The sequence below is a fragment of the Bacillus cereus genome, assembly GCF_007678085.1.
In the GTDB taxonomy this organism is placed as follows: domain Bacteria; phylum Bacillota; class Bacilli; order Bacillales; family Bacillaceae_G; genus Bacillus_A; species Bacillus_A cereus_BE.
Window position 1 is genome coordinate 1,148,758 of record NZ_VEDW01000001.1, and the last position, 19,156, is coordinate 1,167,913.

Consider the following 19,156-nt stretch of genomic DNA (forward strand, 5'->3'; position numbering starts at 1 on the left):
TCTCGTTATTTTATGATAGGAAAATGCATTATAATTTGTTGACCAATTGGTCCCATTCTTCTAAAGCCTTTATCTTGGAAGCCGACTTTTTCATATAAATTTTGTGCAGGAATATTTTTTTCATTTACAGCAAGTACAACCTCATTTTTTATCGGGAAATAACGTTTTACAAACTCTTGTAATAATGCCAATGACTTTTTAGCATATCCCTTTCTTTGTCTATTGTGATTTATAGAAAACGATGTTAAAAGTAAAGCATCCTGATTGTCTGTGAACTCCTGTACTCTATCTCCTGTTTGCAATGCGAAAAGACCCACTGGTATCCCGTTGTAATCCAAAATTACAATCACATTTTTAGTTCGATCACTTTTTGCTTTCTCCAATAATTCAACTGGATCTGATGTAAACTGAACTTGTTCACTTGGTAAAGTAAATGTTTGTATAACTTCTTTATATTTTTCTTTATACGGAACTAATTGAATTTCCCCTGTATGTATGTTCATGCGAAACTCTCCCATTTTTTACTTATTAACTTAAACCTTGTTGCACTTTAGAATGCACTTTTCCATCTAAAAAGGTAATTTCAACAAATGAAGTTGGATCGCTTCCTTTCCAAGAAAAAATTTGTTTAATTTGTGCAGAATGTTCTACTCCTTCTTCTATTACTAAATCCCCTTCAAACCCAATGAAATCTTTTACTTCTGTATAAGTCATTCCTTCATTTATGTTCGAGAAATGATTTATATTGATAGAACCTTTCTGCTGCCTTTCCATCACAGTAGAAGAAGTCGCTGTTTGTTTTTTTACTTCTTTCTTCTGTTCACACGCTGTCATACTGAAACCTAAGCATAAACTACATAATATTAATGTGCTTTTTTTCATCATAACAGTTGTCCCTCCCATCATAATTAAACCATATATTACCTTAAAAATAAACTGAATATTTAATATTATATTAAAAAACCCTGTACAATTTTGTACAGGGTTACGGTTAACTCTTTTTATTCAAATGATTATTTGATTGGTCATTCTGTTCTTTTCTCAGTTCTCGTTCTTCATCTTTTGGTAATTGTTTATCATTATCTTTAACTGGATTCGTTTCTCGATTTTCAATCATGTCATTTGGAACTTGTGGCATTACTCGACCAACAATTGCTGCTAACTCATCAAGAATACCTTCTCCTGTTTTTCCTTTTTTAATTTGCTTTCCAATTTGTTTCAGTCGTTCATACGTATCAACATCTGCTACAACAACTGCATTAGCACCATCCGGATCATTTTTTAAACTTTCTGCAACAGAGTATTTAATAGACTCAACACGAGTTCGATCGAGTTTCGCTTTTACATCTATACCTACAATAGCATATTTACCAACCACTACCGCTGTTGCATCATTTACACCTGGCACACTTGCGGCTAAAGATGCTAAATGGTCTGCTGCTTTTTCATTTGGCTTATTGGATTTGTTCGTATAATTAACATTTTTCGTCGAAACATTTTTTTGCTCTGGTTTTTCGTTTGGATTGTCCTTTTTTCCAATACTACATCCAGTTATAAAAAAGCAAAGCATTAACATATATATTAGGATCTTCATTATTCTCACCACTTTACTATTAAAGTTTAATCATAAATTTTTTCAACAGCTTGCATTTTCTTCACTTTTTCCTCTGCGCCACTATTTGCATTAATGAAAATTTGATACGTATCTTTCCCTAAAGTACCTACAAATTCATAGCAAAGTACTTCATTATGCAAATCATTTACTACGACAGCTTTGCGTTCTTCCATAACTTTAACATCTGGATTGATTTTCTTTCTTGCTTCTGCTGCAGTTAGCTTTGCTGATGGAACTGTTCGTTTTTGATGTGATGCTAAATATTCTTTAGCGGAGAATCCAACGATTGAACCATCATCTAAAGCGATTTTCATTTGGATTGCCTCTGGATAAATTCGTATGCCATTTTCATTTACTACATACGTAAATACTCCAACATTATCATATTGTGAGCTATCATAAAGCTCCATATTATTAAACTTATGGTCCTTTAAGAATGTCAAACCTTTACTTCCTGCATCGTTTAAACTAATTTTCTGTTCTTTAATTTCTCGATTATTCATAACCCAAATTGGATATCCGCCTTTTCCGGTAATATCCATATAAAACTCATTATTCGTTGCGGAATCTTTTATTTTCACACTGTAGAAAGATTCTTTTGCACCTTTTCCACTTTTCTCAACATCTACTTTTTCATTTCCTTTTAAATTCAAAAACGATTTTGCAATTTTCGCTGCTTCATCTTTAGAAATCGCTTTTCCTTCTGCTTCAAATCCGCCTTTTTTATTTTTTTGCGCACTTGTAAAGGTCGGTCCGAAGTTTGTAGACGAATACGATGTTACATTTTTTTCTACTGTCTTTAATCCGTCAATAATTGTATTGTCAGCAGGATCACGATTTGATGCGAGTGCCATCTCAACATCCATCCAGCGTAAATTATTTTTCAATACAAGATGTTGTACTTTTCGTAGTTCATCTTGAATGTTACCTGCGTTTGAATATAACGTTTGCAACGTTTTATATTCTTGATCATTTAGCGGTTCTTTTTCTAAATCACGAATAGCTGCACGGTAACTAAAATCACCGATATTTGCTAAAAATTCTTCCGTTTTATTAAAAGGCATTAATGTTAAAGGGAGTTGTCCTACATCCGAACGAGCTTCAGATGTTAATCTCCATACATCTGCTAATGCTGGTGATAAAGATGCACGTGAATTCATTGCAAGCGTTGTTCCAATTTTGTCGTGTAATAAATCCACCTCATATGCTAAATCATGAAACGCACGTTGATAGCTATTTTCTGCTCGAATTAATACCGCATTCTTCTCTTGATGCTCCTTATAGCCCCAGTATCCTGTTCCAACTACACCGACTGTTAATAATACGATTATAATACCTCGTAACATAGTTCCACCTCCGCTCTATTTACAGAAAATATGTTTCCCAATCTTTTTAATTTGTGGACGAGTCCAAATCCATTTACTTGTTGCAGTATCCGGATTGAAATAATACAATGCATTTCCTGTTGGATCCCATCCATTAATTGCATCTAATACAGCTTTTTTCGCTGTTTCATTTGGCGTTAAATATATTTGTCCATCCGCTACCGCTGTAAATGCTCTTGGCTCAAAGATGACACCTGAAACGGTATTTGGGAACGATGCACTTGTAACACGATTTAAAATAACCGCAGCTACTGCAACTTGTCCTAAGTACGGCTCACCACGAGATTCTCCATATACTGCGTTTGCCATGAGCTGAATATCATTTTGAGAATAACCATTCGGAACATTTGTCCCTTTATTTTGAGATGGTTTATTTTCTTGTGCAGTACCACCACTATTTCCTTTATTAGCAGTTGATTTGTCATACTTCGTTGCCTTCACGAGCATTTGCTTCGTTTTAGCTCCAGCTAAACCATCAACAGGTAATCCAAATTTATCTTGAAAATTTCGAAGTGCCCAGTATGTACCCCATCCGAAAACACCATCCACTTTTCCCGTATAAAATCCGTTATATTTCAAACGAGATTGCAGTTCAATGACATCTTCGCCAGATGCTCCTCTTTGAATGACTTGATTAGAAAATGCCTCTACATTCTTTAGTTGTATACTACTGACCATTAAAGACAGTCCTATGAACGCAAGTAAAACTGCTATTTTAAAAATAGCTTTTTGACGCATAAATTTCCCTCCTTAATTACGGTAATGATTTCTTGGTTATGTTTTGTAAAAGCCTCGCTTTTATGTAAAGAAGACAAAAAAATCCAAACTCATATCGTTAAATAAATATGTAAACAATATATAAAAAAGATAAAAGGAGTTCATTATGAAGAAATTATTTAAACGTGTCACACTTCTCATACTGTTCATAACAACATGTTCAAATATATATACCAGCCCATCAATTGTGCATGCGCAGCCGCCGTATGCCAAATGGGGGAAACTTGCTGTAGAAAAGACGAAAGAACAATATCCAAAAGCGGAGATTATTGATTACCTTCATATAGGTAGAAAACCGAAAACCGTTCAAATAACAGTTGAAAAATTCAAATTGTGGTTACGTGAAGATGGAAAAGAATATGGTGTTTTTGTTGATGTAGAATTTGAAACGAAGACGGAGAAATTTATAAAGATGTCGTTTCAGAAGTCGAATAGATGAAATGAAAACCCCACTGTTTATATTTTAAACAGTGGGGTTTAATTAAACGATTTCACTTGTACACTTATTTATAAATTAAGTAATAAGGTTACGAAACGCTAGAATACTTAATCATAATGTAAAAACAATACCATTTTTAAATTCCTCATATATGCTCTTATCTTAAATGTAATTAGAATGTTCCTGTACATGCTCAATAAACAATTTCAATGGAACAAGTCCACGTTTTGGCATATGACTACTTATTACAGCAACAAGCTCTAACTGCGGAATGATAACGATGTATTGTCCGCCGTATCCCATAGCAAAATAAATACAATACGGTATGTGAAATCTTTCGTTATTCAATACCCACCAGTGATATCCATATGCCCCGACATGTTCATACGTTTCAAATAGAGGTGTACTTGATTCTTCTATCCATTTCGATGATACAATTTCATTCCCCTGCCAAATTCCATTCTGCAAACATAATATTCCGAGTTTTAATAAATCTTTAGATTTCATTTTCATACCGAAACCACCGACATGTATGCCTTGGGGATCTTGTTGCCACTCATATTCGGTAATCTCTAATGGATCAAATAAATATTTTTTCGCAAACTGTTCTGTCGGCATTCCAGTAGCTTTTTGGATAATGTAGCTAAGCAAATGCGAAGAACCTGAGTTATAATTCATTTTTGTAGCGAGTTCTTCAATTATTGGTTTTTCTACTATGTACTGCACCCAGTTTTCCGATTCTACAAAATCATTTGGGAACATTACTCCATTCCCGAACTCTTTCCAATCCTCACCTGTAGTCATCGTTAATAAATGATACAGAGTCAAATCCCGCTTTTTCTTAGATACATTTTCAATCCACTCTGCAATCGGTTTATGTATATCATTTATATATCCTTTGTCGATTGCAATACCAATTAATATAGATACAATGCTTTTTGTAATCGAATTTATTTTAAATAGATTATTTTCGCATTCTAACGTTTTATAATACTCAGTTGTTAACTCACCTTTTTGATAAACAAGAAAGGTATTTACTTTTTTCTTTTCAAATTTATTTTCTAGTTGCTTGAAATCCAAACCTTTACCTCCAATTAAATCATTACCTGATTTATTATATCTTGTAACTTCAATTAAAACATAATTGTGATCAAATAAAAAAGAAACCTGCCAGCTCATTACTGACAGGTTCCTTTTTTATAATTTCGTGCGAACATTCCAAAGCTCTGGGAAGAAGCGTTGATCAAGTACTCGTTTTAAATAAGACACACCAGAAGAGCCACCCGTTCCCATTTTATGTCCGATAATGCGTTCTACCGTTTTCATATGACGGAAACGCCATTGTTGTAGCCAATCTTCGATATCAATTAATTTTTCAGCAAGCTGATATAAGTTCCAATATTTTTTCACATCTGCATACACTTCTAACCATGCTGCTTCTACTGTTGCATCTTCTTCATAAGGCTGCGTAATATCACGATTTAACACATCTTTATGAATAGGGAATCCTTCTTTTACAAGTGCTTGAATTGCCACATCATACAAACTTGGTGCGTGTAGCGCTGTATGAAGTCGAGCGTGTAATTCTGGATCTTTTTCATAAATTTTTAATGCATGTGGTGTTTTATAACCAAGCGCATACTCAATCATACGATATTGATACGATTGAAAACCTGAAGCTTGACCGAGTGAGTCACGAAACTCAATGTACTCTGATGGCGTTAATGTCGCAAGAATATCCCAAGATTGAATAATTTGCGACTGAATTTTTGATACGCGCGCTAACATTTTAAAAGCTGGTTGTAATTTATCGTGTTTAATAGATTCAATTGCTGCGTTTAACTCATGTAAAATAAGCTTCATCCAAAGTTCACTTGCTTGGTGAATCACGATAAACAACATTTCATCATGATGGTCTGATAATCTCTTTTGAGAAGATAGTAAACTATCTAAATGTAAATACTCCCCGTACGTCATATTCTCTTTAAAGTCCGTATGAATCCCTTTTTCCATAATTACTTTTTCGTTTTCTTTCATATTAGCCAAACGCCCCTTTTATATAATTCTACTTATATTGGTCTAATAACTGCTCGAACTGGACTTCCATCTGCATCTGTTAACGCAAGTGGTAATGCGATTAATTCATAATCACCATCTGCTACATAATCTAGTACGACATTTTCTAAAATGTGTATTCCATGTTTAAATAATTGATGATGTGCTGCTAATTCTTTATCATCTAATGGATCAACTGATGGTACATCCACCCCGATTAAACGAATTCCCTTTTCAGAAAGAAATGGTGCGATATCAGCACGTAAATGCGGGATTACCTCTGGAAATTCATTCGCTTTACCATGTGAAGATGTGCGTAACAATAATCTTTCTACGCCTTCTAAATGAAAGTTTTCTAATTCCTTTTTCCCAATGCTTTCAAGATTAGAAACATCTATGATACGCGCTGGACCGACATAAACTTGAACATCTAAATCTATTACTTTCTTTCCATCATTATCAAAATGAAACGGTGCGTCAATATGAGTACCTGTATGAATACTCATCGTTAACTTTCCGACATTTACTGACCCGCTCTCTTCTTTTGACCATGAAACTTCATACGAGAACGGTGTATCTCCTGGCCAAGTGGCAATATCATTATTTAGCGGTTGTGAAATATCAATCCACTCTGAAGTTTTCATGCTTATGCCACAACCTCTCGCTTATTTTCAAACTGCTTATATTCTTCATCTTTCATGATTTTCTTTAATATTTGAACAGAATGCCACACTTCTTCGTATGTGTTATATAAAGCAACCGGCGCAAGTCTTACTCCATTAGGTGCACGGAAATCAGGAATAACTCCATTCGCTTTTAACGCTTTACAAATGCGTGCTGCTTCAGCATGCTCTAAATAAATGTGTCCGCCTCGTTTTTCATCCTCTAATGGATTGCCAATTGTAAATGCGAAATCTTTTAATTCATGATTAATTAAATTAAGCATGTATCTTGTAATATGTAGCGATTTTCCGCGTAAACGTTCTATACCAGCATCTTTAAATATTTCAAGAGAACCAATTAAAGGAGCAGTACTTAATACGTGCGGTGTACCAATTTGATAAGCACCTGCATGATCAGCAGCTGTTAATGTATGTTCCATATCAAACTGCTTATCTTTTCTAGAACTAAACCAACCTGATAAACCTGGAATTCTATTAAAATGCTTGTTATTTACATAAAGGCCCGCTACTCCACCTGGTCCTGCATTTAAATATTTATAATTACACCAAATGGCGAAATCAACATCCCATTCTTTGAAATGATGCGGAATAGAACCGATTGAATGACATAAATCGAATCCGATATGAATACCACGCTTATGTGCTTCTGCTGTTAGACGTTTCATATCAAGAATTTGGCCACTTCTATATAGTACAGAAGGCAATAAAATTAACGCGATATCATCTGTCATTGCGTTAATAATATCATCCTCTGAAAGTGTTCTACCATCTCGGCTCTTCACTCGTACTAAATGCTCATCTGGATCTAATCCTTTTAAACGAATTTGACTTTGAAGTGCATATATATCTGACGGGAATGTTAATTCATCCGCAAGAATTTTTGTACGTATTCCTTTCGGTTCATAAAATGTCGCAATCACTTGATGTATATTCGTCGTCGTGGAACCGGTTACAATAACTTCTTCCGGTAAAGCTCCAATAAGAGGTGCAGTCAATTCACCTAATTTCTCCGAGAGGAAAAACCACGGATGCTCGCCCTCTGTCCAGCCGTCAATGCCATACTCTTTCCATGAATCTAGCAAAGTAAGTAACGATTTCTCTGCTCTTTTTGAAAGTAGTCCTAATGAGTTTCCATCTAAATATATCGTTCCTTCTTTTTTATAGAATTCAGTTTGAAAATCTTTCAGTTTATCATGTTTATCACATTCAAGCGCATATTCATAAGTTGGTTGAAATGGTTCTTTATACATGGTGTCACCTTCTTTTAATTTTCTTTTTATTCTAACTAATTGAAATATATCACCTTAGTTGATATAACGTCAATGATATTATGTCAGTTGACTTTATATATGAATTTCTTTTACAATACAGTTATATTTTCAGATATTTCAGTATAAAGAGGTGGTTCTTTGAAAAACAATACTCTTTCATCAAGAAAACACCGCTCCTTAGAAACAAAGAAGAAACTATTGCACGCTGGTTACACTACTTTTATACGTAACGGATTTCAAAAAACGACCATTACACAAATTATTAAGCATGCAGAAACTGGTTATGGAACCGCATATGTATACTTTAAAAACAAAGATGATCTCCTCATTGTTTTAATGGAAGATGTTATGAATCAATTTTATGATATTGCCGAGCGCTCCTTTGCGCCTCAAACGAAAGAAGAAGCACATAAAATGATTCAAAATCAAGTTAGAGCATTTCTACAACTAGCAAAGAAAGAACGAGCTATTTTACAAGTTGTGCAGGAAGCAATCGGATTATCAAAAGAGATACGTCAAAAATGGGACGAGATACGGGAACGCTTTATAAACAATATTACGCAGGATATTACATACTCTCAAGAAAGTGGATTAGCACAAACTGAATTAAATAAAGAAATTGTAGCCCGTGCTTGGTTCGCGATGAATGAGATGTTTCTTTGGACGATTGTGAAAAATGATAAAAAATTAGAGTTAGAAGAGATAGTACATACATTGACGGAAATGTATACGACGGGGTTATATAAATAGCACACCTTCAATAAATAAGGTGTGCTATTTTACATCTATAAAAATATTTTATCTGGGTATGGTAACGCTAAAGGTGGCTTTTCAGATAAAGAAAAATATTGTAGTTTTAAAGATTCACTATCTATCGATTTTAGCTCGCCACTAGTAACTTCACACTCAAACACAACAACAATATATTCTACTTCATCACCATTCGGATATGTATGACGATACTCTTCTCCTCCAAATACTCCTTTTTGTTTTTTCACTTGCACTTTCAATCCTGTTTCTTCCCAAACTTCCCGAACTACTGCTTCTTCTGGAGTTTCCCCAAGTTCAATTGCTCCAGCTGGCAAACTCCAGTATTCCCCGCCAGGATATTGAAACAAAATATCTCCTTGCCTATTTTTTATAACAGCAGCTACACTCGGCACAAAAATTAGTTCATGGCCTAATTGCTCCCGGATCTTTTTATAATATAGCGACATAGACATATAATTCTCTCCCACTCTATTGATAACTGTATTTTCTGATATTTATTGTATAATATTCTTAATGCTAACTTCTAAAGAATATGCCGTCAGAAAAACTAGTAAACGAATTTCTATCATTTAATGCTAATGTTTTAAAACGATATTTCCAAGGTAAGAAAAGCGAACATAGTCTTACCTCTTCTGAACTTGCTTATTGGATAACAGAAAGATTTTTTATTGATAAAGAAATTTACCAAACAGCAACTACTATTTTTAATGAGAAAACTTTAACAAAATAAGCTTTTACTCAACATGTTAAGTAAAAGCTCATTTTAAATATTTCATTAACGATACAATAATACAAAATAGCGATGTAAGTAAAAGTAACAGCCCCATATTCTTATTCTCTTTTTCATCCTTTTTAACATTTTGTATCCCCATTCCAGCAAGCATTAAACCTAACAGTAATTGCAAAATAAGCATACTTTGCTTCGAATCATTATTTCAACTGTAAATAGAATAGCCCATTACAATAATAGCGAGTATGAATGTGGTAATTCTATTCATAAAAACACCCCCTATTTAATTCTATTGTTTTAACCTACTTACAATTCCAACAATAAACTTATACTCATCTCTACTTTTTCTTACTTTCTTAACCCCTTCTTTCGTATCAAAAATAAAACACGTTTTCCGAAACCAAATTCGTACATATAAAGACTCAAAATAAATAGGTTTTATAATTCCTCGTTCCTCAAATTCAGTTCCATCTTTATTTTCAGTTTCCGTTCGAACAAACCACCTATTTCCGATGCCAATTTCAATATACTTCACAAAAGTCCCCCTTTCGGAAATTAATTTCTAACTATTCTATTATTTCCCCGGTAAGCGCACATTCCGACAGAACATGAGCCCACAAAGAAAAAGTAGATTACAAAAATCTACTTTATAGCTTATATTTTTGCATTCGTTTATAAAATGTACTTCGAGGTACATCTAAAAGTTTGGCAGCTAATGAAACATTTCCGTTTGTCTTTTCTAGCGCTTCAATCATGCTATCACGCTGTATTTTTTCACGGAAATTTAATGTAAGTCCCGTTTTATTTTCTGCTTGCAATGCAAGTTGATGTTGATTTCCCATCATGGTTTGTAATAAAAAAGAGATTTGTTTTTCGCATATTTCGCGACCTTGCGACAAAATGTAAATGCGTTCTAATACATTTAATAGTTCTCGAATATTTCCGGGCCATGTATGCTGAGAAAATTGATTACAAATACTTTTTGGAAATACAACATTCCAATTCTTTCGTTCACAAAAATGTTGTATGAAGTACGGAATATCCTCTTTTCTTTCTATTAACGATGGAACATATAGCGGATACACATGTAAACGATAATATAAATCTTGACGGAATTTCCCTTCTTCTACTAATCGCAGTAAATCTTTATGTGTCGCTGTAATAATACGAATATTGACTGGTACCTCTTTTGAACTGCCAATCGGGGTTACTGTTCGTTCTTGTAAAACACGCAATAATGCTACTTGCATCTCTGGAGGCACTTCACCAATTTCATCTAAAAATATTGTTCCTCCGTCTGCTTGTTCGAATTTCCCTTTATATCCTTGGCGCCGCGCACCTGTAAACGCTCCTTCAGCATAACCGAATAATTCACTTTCCATTAATTCTTTCGGCAATGAACCGCAGTTAACAGCTATAAAAGGACCGTTTTTTCTTGGACTATTTTCATGAATCGCTCTCGCTACATATTCTTTCCCTACTCCTGTTTCACCACAAACATATACGCTAGCGTCAGTTGGTGATACAAGCTTAATTTCTTCTAAAGTATGTTGAAAAGCATTGCTTGTCCCAATAACTCCAGGGAAAGTAATTCCGTTTATAAATGTGGAAGTTGAAAATACATTTCCTTGTTTATTTTCCTTTACATAAATACATTTCCCGATCATTCTATCATTACTATATGCTGGTACTTCTAATTTAGATTTCAATCCATATTGCATTAAATCTTCAAGTTTCATTCGTGACCAATTAGAAACTCGTTCCCGAATCCCCTTACTAGCAGAAACGATAACATCACGATGATTACAAATAACAACTTGTTCATCACTATCAATTACATCTAAAAAACGATGGATTAAATGCAGTTCGTTTTGATGCACTCGAATACTACATTCACGTTCAATCGCATGTGCAATCGAAGTTACCATTCCGAGCATATATGGATGTGAAAATTCGATTGGACAGGAGAAATCTAGAACACCAATTAATTTCCCATCATCATTATGAATAGGAGCGGCCGCACAGCTCCAGCTATGAGATGCGACAGAATAATGCTCTGTACCACTTATCATAATAGCCTCTTCAATCTGTAACGCGGTTCCTATCGCATTTGTACCAACAGCTGCTTCCGTCCATTTCACACCTTCAATGAAGTTAATATGTTTCGCTCGTTTCAACGTTTGTTGATTTCCACTTAACGATAGTACATAACCGTCTGGATCGATTAATAATGCCATCATTTGCAGCTCATCAATGGTTTTTCTCATATTTTGCAATTGGGGTATTGCTATATCAAGGAAGATTTCACTTTTTTTCTTTTGATCTTGAAAAACATTTGAAGTCAAAATTTTCTGACCTTTATTCATGTGAGGATTCACATTTGCTTGTTTACATCGATGCCATGACTCTGAAATTCTTTCATTTATACGATTCGAATCAAGTACCCCTTCTTTAACAAACTTTTTCCACGTATGTAAGTAAAACGGTGAAGCTAACATTGTATCATCTCCTTATTCATTGTTTTGGAGATCTGTAAAAACATACTTATATTATAAAACTGAATAAAAGCGTTTTCAATAAAACTAGAAAGACGACACAAATATGTTAATAATCTGAATATCTTATAGCGCTACTTTATTCTTTTTTAGTAGAACTATATTTTGTATAATGGACGCAAAGAAAATACATAACCAAAACCACTTTTGTGGATTGCCGTTTATAAAGAAAACTATCATCGCTATTGCAAATAAAATGGTAGATGCTAAACTAAAATATAATTTTGTTTTAATTCTCATTATTCCTCACTCCTCTATCACTTTACAGTACATACTAACTCTTCATTTTTTAACTCTAATATGTACTTCTGTAAAACATATTCTCTTCCGCCATGTTTTTCATACCAATCATGTATTCTTTTAACATGAATCTCGTCACTTCTAATTTTTGATTCAATTTCTTTATACTGTTCATAACTATCATATTCCCATATGGCGAATATTTCTGTTGTACCATCATTATTATCTTTCATCCAGCGTCCTATTAGCCTGGAACCATGCTTTAATTGATTGGGTAAGTTCGTTTTAGTAAAATGCTCATTAAATATTTCTATAAATTCATTCTTTACTATATAGTACTTTCTTCTATAAAACATACATTTCCACCTCTTTTATGAACAGCCTCAAATACACCTTCCCATTAATACCGTATTATAATACTTCCCATCCGACAGTCTTTTATCATGTTTCAAAATACCTTCTACTTCAAAATCTAATTTTTTATAAAGCTGAATGGCTTTTTCATTTGTCTCTAACACTTGTAATGATATCTTTTTAATCTCATTTTCATTAGCCCAATGAATAGATTGTTGCAATAGACTCTTACCTATTCCATATCCCCAAAACTCTCTTAAAATACAAACACCAAATTCTACCTTATGGGATAATCTCTTCAAATTTGATCCTTCACATCTTGAAAATCCTACGATTTGGTTGTGCACTTCTGCAACTAAAAACAGATTCTTTATCTCTTCACTATCTGTTTTTATTATTTTTTGAAACCCTATCTTATCTATAAATCCCTCTCCAGCTTCTCTATCCATATGTTCAGTTTCGCCATCGATCTGAACTCTAATTTCTGATAACTGCTCCGCATCCGTTTCAGCTGCAGAACGAATTGTATAAGTTAATCCATTTATATGAAACTCTTGTCCTTTTATAATCATTTGAAACTCCTTTTAAATGTAGTCAGTCTATTAATGCTATTACAATTTCTTTACCTTGTTTCTCAAATTGTTGAATCGTTTCTTTACTAGCCTCTTCATCTGTTATTATAAGGTCGATTTCACTCAGTGACTCTCCTTTTACAAAGCAGTCTATTCCGAGTTTCGTATGAGGAGCTAAACAAATGTTTCTTCGCGCAATTTTACTTACTGCTTTTCCAAAATAAACATCTTCAGGCGTTGTATTACTTATACCATTCAATGAAATACCACCTCCTGTAGAGAAATAAATATCAATTGATAATCTACTGATCATTTCAGAGGCAAGTGTATCTGTCATATTTCCTGATGGCTTCACCTTTCCACCAATTAAGTATGTATCTACATTCTTATAATCCCGTAACTTACTAGCAATTTCTAAAGAATTCGTAATCACTGTAAATGACATTTCAGGTAAGTATTTTAACATGGCGTAATGAATAGAAGCCCCGCCAATAAAAACGGAATCGCCTTCTTGTATGTAGGATACAGCAACTTTTGCAATCGTATCTTCCTCTATTGAACTATCACGATAACGTTTCGTTGGTTCGGCAGCTAAGTTTCTCACTCGCGTAAGTTCAACTGCACCTCCATGTGTTCTTTTTAACAAGCCATCCTTCTCCATAATAGATAAATCTCTTCTTATTGAATCAATAGACATATCAAAACTTTCCGCAAGATCTTTAGCAATTACCCTTCCATCTTTCTTAAGTAACTCTAAAATTTTCTCTCTACGCTCTTCAGTAAACATGTACCCACCGCCGTTATTGAAGATTCTGAAATCTCATCCTTATTTTAATTATATGCATGTCTCTTCCGTTTTACAATATTTTCAATTCTTATTCACTCCGTTTTATTCAGCTTTTTCCCTCTTTCTATTCTGTTAACTTGACAACGAAATAAATGTATATTTGTATATTCCACAAATATACTTCCATTTACCTTCCTATTCATGTAAAATTATTCCTATGTTTTACTTTTTAACACAGAAAGGAATTATTATGAAATCTATAATTAAAGTAACTTGTACAGCATTATTATTTACAGGACTAATGGCAGGATGTAATGGGAATACTGCACCGAAACAAGAAAAGAGCGCTCTTGAAAAGGATGCAATGCACTATGGGGAAATATATAAAAATGAATACTATAGAGCAACTGTTGAAAACGCTAAATTCGAAAAAATAGACAAAGAGTGGCGTCTCACAGCTCGAGTTACTATAAATAATGCTCGTACTGACGGACAAACGATAGATCTTTCAGAAATAAAATATTTCATAAAAGATAAAAAAACGGGTGAAAAATACGAAGGTGAAGTTATACAAAATGAAAATGCTAAAAAGGTTCCTTCTGAGTTTTCTTTAACTACCGACATTGTATTTAATATGAAAGCTTCTCCAAAAGATTTAAATACCATGTATTTATACATAGATAGCAAAGCTGCGCCGTTAACAGATACTTATTGGAAACTTGATAATTTAGCATCTAAATAAAAAACAGTCTTATAAGACTGTTTTTTTGTTTATAAAGTTATAAAGTTTACTAGTTACCTATCTCAAGCAATACATCTTTTGCACAAATCGTCACTTCTTCAAATGGACAATCAAATAAAACACCCAATTCGAATCCTTCATTAGTAAGATCTATTTCATGACCTAACCACCAAGCACCTTCAAAATCTTCCGGAATAGAACATTTCGTTACCCCTATAAAAGTTACTGCCAGTTTATCAAATTCACTGAAAGTACTACTGCAATCTAATATAATAATTAGCGTATCTTTTGATATTCTCTCTACTGATTTGACTACACTGTCATGTAGTGAGTAATCATGTAACTGAATAACATTTGTTGGGAGTTTTTTCTTAATCGAATGGAATTGCTCTAAGTAGAATCAATCTAAATGAGCCCTTCTTTTCTCACAATCCTCTATCCATTCTTTCATAAGTTTTTTCAATTCACTAGAAGGATATTCTGAATTAATTTTGGTGCTATAAATAAATGGGTGTATGGATTCCGGAAGGAATTTTAATAAATCTGTTTTCCTTTCCTTTATTTCCTCTATTAAACTTTGTATATCCATTTCTGACCATTCTTGTATAGACTCTATAAAACTTACAAATTCTATAATTTGCATTTCTTTATACCAATCTCCAGTGAAATTCTTCAATCGCACCACTCCTAAAACATTTTAACATCCAACAAAAGCGATATATCTATTTATTATATCATTCCGATAACTATTTTTTCTAAAGAAAAAATGCAAAACTGTAAATATTCCGCCTTTTATTTCTAAAACTTCAGAATATTTACAATAGTTCTCATTTGGAATACATTTTACTAGTACAAAGATTCACCTGTACAAAAATCTAAACAAAAAGGGATGGTTATATGTTGAAGAAATTAGTAGCAGGGACATTAGTAGCGGGTTTTGCATTAACTGGAGGACTAGGAGTAGCAAGTGCTGAAGAAAAAAGTAATGTTATTAAATCATTTGATTATTTAAAAGTTGATGAACAGAATGTTACTTCTTTTGCAAAATTAAGTGAACAGGAGAAAAACGACATCCAAATTACTATGGTATTACCTGAGCAAAATGAAAACGGAGATTGGCTAGCTTATGGTTTTACTAGCCGTGAAACATTAGATGCTTATATTGAAAAGGATAAAAAAGCACTTAAAAATAAAATTAATCCTTTAGGTAGCGGTGCTGGTAGTACTGATTTTTATGAACATAAAGATAAAGGTGGCCAATATATTTACTGGAGCAGCGGTTTTAAAAACTTGCCTTCTAGCTGGAACGACAGAATTTCCTCTGTAAGTACAGCGTCACCTTCTGCAAGTTATTCAACGACGCTTTGGGAGCATACTTCTACACAAGGATATGGAAAAGGTGTTGTATTTAAACATGCTGATTGGTACGGTAAAACTGCTAATTTAGCTGCTGATTGGAACGATATTACTTCAGCGATTGACGTAAAAAAATAATAGGATATTCAATTTTTTCTGTAAAAATTCAAACCACTATTCTCTTATACATTTAGAGAATAGTGGTTTATTATATTTTCATTTAAGCATGTACAGCATGTCCTACAGCTTGCAATAACGCTTCATGAATCGCTTCAGATAAAGTTGGATGCGCTGCAATATAATCTCTCATAATATCGGCAGTAACTTCCGTATGAATCATTACGGTTCCTTGTCCAATCAGTTCGGTGGCACGAGGACCGATAATTGAAATCCCTATAATTTCTTGATATTTAGGTTCCACAATAACTTTTACTTTACCCGTTTGTTCTCCAATAATAAGTGCTTTTCCGTTCGCTGTAAAAGGAAATTCTCCAATTTCGATATCACCGTACTGCTCTCTTGCATCTTTTTCTGTTAAACCGACACTAGCAATTTCTGGAACTGTATACATACAGCGAGGTACAGCATGATAGTTTACTTTTACATCTTCTCCGCATGCGTGCAATGCTGCTGTCGTTCCTTCATGGAAAGCAACATGGGCAAGCTGGATTCCACCAATCACATCACCTGTTGCGTAAATATGTGATACATTTGTTTGCATATGTTCATTCACAGAAATTCCTTTATTTGAAAATTGGACGCCTGCTTTTTCTAAACCTAATCCTTGGACACGTGGTTTTCGACCTACAGAAACGAGAACATATTCCGGGTTAGCTTCTTGGCTACTTCCTTCATATTCAAACGAAGCTTGCTTCTTATAATTATTTAATCCCTTTAGAGCAGCTCCTGTAAATATTTCTACGCCATCACTTTCTAGTTTCTCTTTTAATATTTGTGCGATATCTTTATCTTCACCAGGTAATAATTGCGGTGCCATTTCAACAATCGTAACTTTTGTTCCAAGGCGACTATAAATACTTGCAAACTCGCACCCTATTACACCACCGCCAACAATTAATAATGATCTCGGTATATTTTCTAGAGACATTGCATGGCTACTATTTAAGATCCACTTCCCATCAAACGGAGCAAAAGGTAATTCAGTCGGTTCTGAACCTGCCGCTATTATGAACTGATCTCCATCTACTACATCTTCTTTATTACCATTTCTAACTCGCACACGGTGATCCGTTTCAAATTTCGCTTTACCTTGCATAACTTTTATTTTATTTTTCTTCATTAAATATTGAATTCCTTGGACGAGCTGCGTTACGATCTGTGATTTCCTCGCCTGCATTTGCTTCCAATCAATTGATATACTTCCATTGTTAAGTGTAATTCCATAATGATTCGCTTTTCTCACAACGTCATGTACTTCTGCACTTTCTAACAATGATTTTGTAGGCATGCAACCAACATTTAAACAAGTCCCGCCAAGATTTGCTTCATCAATTAGAGTGACATCTTTCCCATTTTGAGCCGCGGTAATTGCTGCTACATATCCAGCAGGTCCGCCTCCAATAACGACTAATTTACTCATTCTCTCACCTTCTCTTTATAAAAGAATTGTTACAGGTTCTTCTAAATAACGTTTAATTGTGCGTAAAAATGCAGCTGCTGGTGCACCATCTAATACACGATGATCGAATGTTAAACTTAAAGGTAACATACTTCCTTTTCTTATTTTTTTCCCTTTATATACAGGAACATGTTCAATTGCACCTACACCTAAAATACCAGTTTCAGGTGTATTTAATACTGGCGTGAAATATTCAATACCGAAGCTACCTAAATTACTAATTGTAAAGGTTGTTCCTTGCATATCATCACTACTTAAACTACCTTCTCTTGCTTTTTGTGCAACATTTTTAATCTCTTTAGATAACTCTACTAAAGATAGGTTATTTGAAAAACGAATAGCTGGAACGACTAATCCTTTTTCTAACGCGACCGCCATGCCTAAATGAACATGATCAAATTGATGAATGGCATCATCTATATACGCGCTATTCATTTCTTTATGCTCCCTAAGCGCTAATACAACAGCACGAGAAACGAAATCCGTAATGGTTAATTTGTTATCGTATCGTTTTTGTACAACTTCCGCTATATCTTTATGTAAAGCCACTAAATCTGTAACATCTACTTTCATCGTTAATGTTAATTGCGCACTATTTTGTAAACTCGCATGCATACGGTTCGCAATTGCTTTTCGCATACTAGTAACAGGAATGACTTTACTTTCTTCTTGTTCAAGTACTTCTGGAATTGCTACTTTTACTTCAAGCGCCTTTAATACGTCTACCTTTGTAATTCTTCCCCCAGGGCCTGTACCAACTAATGATCTAATATCAAGTTTTTCAGTTTTTGCAATTTTCTTCGCTACTGGAGATATTTTAACTCTTTGCTTCGTCACATCTATCGCAAATGGTTCTGGATGTTGTATGTTTTTATGTTTTGCATTAGTTGTTTTTTCTTCTACAACATTTATATTTTCATAGACTTCTACTTTTTCGTTCGGCTTACCGATATAGCAAATTACAGTGCCAGGTGGAACTCCCTCATCTTCACTTACAGCTATACCAAGAACAGTTCCATCCGCTGGTGCTTCTATTTCCGTTTCGATTTTTTCCGAGTTAATACTAGCAATAAGTTCACCTTTTGCTACATTATCGCCTGCTTTAATATTCCAGCTCGTAATAATACCTTCTTTCATCGCCATACCTAACTTCGGCATTACAACTTCTACAGCCATGCTTCTCTC

General features: G+C 34.1%; 22 protein-coding genes and 2 pseudogenes. 4 read left to right on the top strand and 20 right to left on the bottom strand.

Annotation, left to right across the window (positions count from 1 at the left end):
- Window positions 1-5: 5 nt before the first annotated feature.
- The 5 genes from FS742_RS05815 to sleB all read right to left on the bottom strand — a co-directional run bounded on the left by FS742_RS05815 (window position 6) and on the right by sleB (window position 3,738).
- The gene (locus FS742_RS05815; RefSeq protein WP_144611567.1) at window positions 6-503 is read right to left on the bottom strand and encodes a GNAT family N-acetyltransferase; all 498 of its coding nucleotides are present in this window, start codon (window positions 501-503) and stop codon (window positions 6-8) included.
- Between the two features lie 25 nt (window positions 504-528).
- Window positions 529-885: a hypothetical protein gene (locus FS742_RS05820; protein ID WP_144611568.1), complete on the bottom strand. Its 357-nt coding sequence runs from the start codon at window positions 883-885 to the stop codon at window positions 529-531.
- A 106-nt stretch (window positions 886-991) separates the two neighbouring features.
- Entirely contained in the window at window positions 992-1,594 is a 603-nt protein-coding gene (locus FS742_RS05825) for a YhcN/YlaJ family sporulation lipoprotein (protein ID WP_144611569.1), read from the bottom strand.
- A 26-nt stretch (window positions 1,595-1,620) separates the two neighbouring features.
- A complete protein-coding gene (gene ypeB / locus FS742_RS05830; RefSeq protein WP_144611570.1) occupies window positions 1,621-2,961 on the bottom strand; it encodes a germination protein YpeB in 1,341 nt (446 codons plus the stop codon).
- 15 nt (window positions 2,962-2,976) lie between these two features.
- The gene (gene sleB / locus FS742_RS05835; RefSeq protein ID WP_144611571.1) at window positions 2,977-3,738 is read right to left on the bottom strand and encodes a spore cortex-lytic enzyme; all 762 of its coding nucleotides are present in this window, start codon (window positions 3,736-3,738) and stop codon (window positions 2,977-2,979) included.
- A gap of 145 nt (window positions 3,739-3,883) precedes the next feature.
- Between sleB and FS742_RS05840 the strand changes: the two genes are divergently transcribed.
- A complete protein-coding gene (locus FS742_RS05840) occupies window positions 3,884-4,216 on the top strand; it encodes a DUF3889 domain-containing protein (RefSeq protein ID WP_144611572.1) in 333 nt (110 codons plus the stop codon).
- Window positions 4,217-4,378: 162 nt separating this feature from the next.
- On the opposite strand, the gene FS742_RS05845 is transcribed toward FS742_RS05840, so the two are convergent.
- From FS742_RS05845 to kynU, 4 genes are all read right to left on the bottom strand, one after another.
- Window positions 4,379-5,296 carry a serine hydrolase domain-containing protein gene (locus FS742_RS05845; protein ID WP_144612065.1) on the bottom strand — a complete coding sequence of 306 codons (918 nt, stop codon included), beginning with the start codon at window positions 5,294-5,296 and terminating at the stop codon, window positions 4,379-4,381.
- A 117-nt stretch (window positions 5,297-5,413) separates the two neighbouring features.
- Window positions 5,414-6,253, bottom strand: a complete 840-nt coding sequence (gene kynA / locus FS742_RS05850) for a tryptophan 2,3-dioxygenase (RefSeq protein ID WP_144611573.1) — start codon at window positions 6,251-6,253, stop codon at window positions 5,414-5,416.
- Window positions 6,254-6,285: 32 nt separating this feature from the next.
- Complete coding sequence (gene kynB, locus FS742_RS05855; protein WP_144611574.1) at window positions 6,286-6,915, bottom strand: arylformamidase; 630 nt, start codon at window positions 6,913-6,915, stop codon at window positions 6,286-6,288.
- A gap of 2 nt (window positions 6,916-6,917) precedes the next feature.
- Window positions 6,918-8,204: a kynureninase gene (gene kynU / locus FS742_RS05860; RefSeq protein ID WP_144611575.1), complete on the bottom strand. Its 1,287-nt coding sequence runs from the start codon at window positions 8,202-8,204 to the stop codon at window positions 6,918-6,920.
- Between the two features lie 159 nt (window positions 8,205-8,363).
- Between kynU and FS742_RS05865 the strand changes: the two genes are divergently transcribed.
- Window positions 8,364-8,975, top strand: a complete 612-nt coding sequence (locus tag FS742_RS05865) for a TetR/AcrR family transcriptional regulator (RefSeq protein ID WP_144611576.1) — start codon at window positions 8,364-8,366, stop codon at window positions 8,973-8,975.
- 35 nt (window positions 8,976-9,010) lie between these two features.
- On the opposite strand, the gene FS742_RS05870 is transcribed toward FS742_RS05865, so the two are convergent.
- The 8 genes and pseudogenes from FS742_RS05870 to FS742_RS05905 form a co-directional block, all read right to left on the bottom strand.
- Window positions 9,011-9,448, bottom strand: coding sequence for an NUDIX hydrolase (locus FS742_RS05870; protein ID WP_144611577.1), 438 nt, complete (start codon window positions 9,446-9,448; stop codon window positions 9,011-9,013).
- Between the two features lie 306 nt (window positions 9,449-9,754).
- Window positions 9,755-9,994, bottom strand: a pseudogene (locus FS742_RS05880) (DUF3953 domain-containing protein).
- 21 nt (window positions 9,995-10,015) lie between these two features.
- A complete protein-coding gene (locus tag FS742_RS05885; RefSeq protein ID WP_000873845.1) occupies window positions 10,016-10,261 on the bottom strand; it encodes a DUF3977 family protein in 246 nt (81 codons plus the stop codon).
- Between the two features lie 112 nt (window positions 10,262-10,373).
- Window positions 10,374-12,224 (bottom strand): sigma-54-dependent Fis family transcriptional regulator, encoded by a 1,851-nt coding sequence (locus FS742_RS05890; RefSeq protein ID WP_144611579.1) that lies wholly within the window; start codon window positions 12,222-12,224, stop codon window positions 10,374-10,376.
- A 123-nt stretch (window positions 12,225-12,347) separates the two neighbouring features.
- The gene (locus FS742_RS27495; protein WP_186327151.1) at window positions 12,348-12,521 is read right to left on the bottom strand and encodes a hypothetical protein; all 174 of its coding nucleotides are present in this window, start codon (window positions 12,519-12,521) and stop codon (window positions 12,348-12,350) included.
- A 17-nt stretch (window positions 12,522-12,538) separates the two neighbouring features.
- Window positions 12,539-12,877: an NIPSNAP family protein gene (locus tag FS742_RS05895; RefSeq protein ID WP_144611580.1), complete on the bottom strand. Its 339-nt coding sequence runs from the start codon at window positions 12,875-12,877 to the stop codon at window positions 12,539-12,541.
- 27 nt (window positions 12,878-12,904) lie between these two features.
- Window positions 12,905-13,447, bottom strand: a complete 543-nt coding sequence (locus FS742_RS05900) for a GNAT family N-acetyltransferase (protein WP_144611581.1) — start codon at window positions 13,445-13,447, stop codon at window positions 12,905-12,907.
- A gap of 22 nt (window positions 13,448-13,469) precedes the next feature.
- Entirely contained in the window at window positions 13,470-14,234 is a 765-nt protein-coding gene (locus tag FS742_RS05905) for a DeoR/GlpR family DNA-binding transcription regulator (protein ID WP_144611582.1), read from the bottom strand.
- A gap of 250 nt (window positions 14,235-14,484) precedes the next feature.
- On the opposite strand from FS742_RS05905, the gene FS742_RS05910 reads away from it, so the two are divergent.
- The gene (locus FS742_RS05910; RefSeq protein WP_144611583.1) at window positions 14,485-14,976 is read left to right on the top strand and encodes a hypothetical protein; all 492 of its coding nucleotides are present in this window, start codon (window positions 14,485-14,487) and stop codon (window positions 14,974-14,976) included.
- Between the two features lie 49 nt (window positions 14,977-15,025).
- Here the strand turns inward: FS742_RS05910 and FS742_RS05915 are convergent.
- Window positions 15,026-15,652: pseudogene (locus tag FS742_RS05915) on the bottom strand (DUF4085 family protein).
- 221 nt (window positions 15,653-15,873) lie between these two features.
- Here FS742_RS05915 and FS742_RS05920 point away from each other — a divergent pair.
- Window positions 15,874-16,470 (top strand): hypothetical protein, encoded by a 597-nt coding sequence (locus FS742_RS05920; protein ID WP_144611584.1) that lies wholly within the window; start codon window positions 15,874-15,876, stop codon window positions 16,468-16,470.
- 82 nt (window positions 16,471-16,552) lie between these two features.
- Here FS742_RS05920 and lpdA read toward each other — a convergent pair whose 3' ends face one another.
- Together lpdA and FS742_RS05930 are read right to left on the bottom strand one after the other, a co-directional pair.
- Window positions 16,553-17,932 carry a dihydrolipoyl dehydrogenase gene (gene lpdA, locus FS742_RS05925; protein WP_144611585.1) on the bottom strand — a complete coding sequence of 460 codons (1,380 nt, stop codon included), beginning with the start codon at window positions 17,930-17,932 and terminating at the stop codon, window positions 16,553-16,555.
- 15 nt (window positions 17,933-17,947) lie between these two features.
- The gene (locus FS742_RS05930; protein ID WP_144611586.1) at window positions 17,948-19,147 is read right to left on the bottom strand and encodes a dihydrolipoamide acetyltransferase family protein; all 1,200 of its coding nucleotides are present in this window, start codon (window positions 19,145-19,147) and stop codon (window positions 17,948-17,950) included.
- Between the last annotated feature and the right edge of the window lie 9 nt (window positions 19,148-19,156).

Bases quoted from the DNA above. Each gene is read 5' to 3' on its own strand.
- FS742_RS05815 (WP_144611567.1), bottom strand. From the start codon at position 503: ATGAACATACATACAGGGGAAATTCAATTAGTTCCGTATAAAGAAAAA.
- FS742_RS05820 (WP_144611568.1), bottom strand. From the start codon at position 885: ATGATGAAAAAAAGCACATTAATATTATGTAGTTTATGCTTAGGTTTC.
- FS742_RS05825 (WP_144611569.1), bottom strand. From the start codon at position 1,594: ATGAAGATCCTAATATATATGTTAATGCTTTGCTTTTTTATAACTGGA.
- ypeB (WP_144611570.1), bottom strand. From the start codon at position 2,961: ATGTTACGAGGTATTATAATCGTATTATTAACAGTCGGTGTAGTTGGA.
- sleB (WP_144611571.1), bottom strand. From the start codon at position 3,738: ATGCGTCAAAAAGCTATTTTTAAAATAGCAGTTTTACTTGCGTTCATA.
- FS742_RS05840 (WP_144611572.1), top strand. From the start codon at position 3,884: ATGAAGAAATTATTTAAACGTGTCACACTTCTCATACTGTTCATAACA.
- kynA (WP_144611573.1), bottom strand. From the start codon at position 6,253: ATGAAAGAAAACGAAAAAGTAATTATGGAAAAAGGGATTCATACGGAC.
- kynB (WP_144611574.1), bottom strand. From the start codon at position 6,915: ATGAAAACTTCAGAGTGGATTGATATTTCACAACCGCTAAATAATGAT.
- kynU (WP_144611575.1), bottom strand. From the start codon at position 8,204: ATGTATAAAGAACCATTTCAACCAACTTATGAATATGCGCTTGAATGT.
- FS742_RS05870 (WP_144611577.1), bottom strand. From the start codon at position 9,448: ATGTCTATGTCGCTATATTATAAAAAGATCCGGGAGCAATTAGGCCAT.
- FS742_RS05890 (WP_144611579.1), bottom strand. From the start codon at position 12,224: ATGTTAGCTTCACCGTTTTACTTACATACGTGGAAAAAGTTTGTTAAA.
- FS742_RS27495 (WP_186327151.1), bottom strand. From the start codon at position 12,521: ATGAGAATTAAAACAAAATTATATTTTAGTTTAGCATCTACCATTTTA.
- FS742_RS05895 (WP_144611580.1), bottom strand. From the start codon at position 12,877: ATGTTTTATAGAAGAAAGTACTATATAGTAAAGAATGAATTTATAGAA.
- FS742_RS05900 (WP_144611581.1), bottom strand. From the start codon at position 13,447: ATGATTATAAAAGGACAAGAGTTTCATATAAATGGATTAACTTATACA.
- FS742_RS05905 (WP_144611582.1), bottom strand. From the start codon at position 14,234: ATGTTTACTGAAGAGCGTAGAGAGAAAATTTTAGAGTTACTTAAGAAA.
- FS742_RS05910 (WP_144611583.1), top strand. From the start codon at position 14,485: ATGAAATCTATAATTAAAGTAACTTGTACAGCATTATTATTTACAGGA.
- FS742_RS05920 (WP_144611584.1), top strand. From the start codon at position 15,874: ATGTTGAAGAAATTAGTAGCAGGGACATTAGTAGCGGGTTTTGCATTA.
- lpdA (WP_144611585.1), bottom strand. From the start codon at position 17,932: ATGAGTAAATTAGTCGTTATTGGAGGCGGACCTGCTGGATATGTAGCA.
- FS742_RS05930 (WP_144611586.1), bottom strand. From the start codon at position 19,147: ATGGCTGTAGAAGTTGTAATGCCGAAGTTAGGTATGGCGATGAAAGAA.